General features: G+C 36.2%; 1 protein-coding gene. It reads right to left on the reverse strand.

Annotated elements, in window-relative coordinates:
• Window positions 1-318, reverse strand: a 318-nt coding sequence (locus tag ACSG5Z_RS30095) for an efflux RND transporter permease subunit (RefSeq protein ID WP_435712769.1), incomplete at both ends; no start/stop codon positions are given.

Consider the following 318-nt stretch of genomic DNA (forward strand, 5'->3'; position numbering starts at 1 on the left):
ATTCCTTTTTACTTGCTACGCTTAACGAAATAACAGGAAAGGCATTGAAGTTTACACGTGAAACTTTCGGGTCTTTTACTCCTTCTGGGAGTTTCACATTTGTGAGAGCTTCTTTAATATCTGTTTCAGCCTTTTCCATATTTTTATCAAAATCATATTCTATCTGAATAGAAGATGCGTTTTGATAAGATGATGAACTAACAACGTTTACACCACTTAAATGTTGTAGTTGCTCTTCCATCGGTTTTGAAACTTTGTCAGCTACTTCTTCTGGTGTAGCACCAGGATAAACCGTAGTTACTGTTACAACAGGTGTTG

Source organism: Bacillus pretiosus, assembly GCF_051294775.1.
GTDB classification, from domain to species: Bacteria; Bacillota; Bacilli; order Bacillales; family Bacillaceae_G; genus Bacillus_A; species Bacillus_A wiedmannii.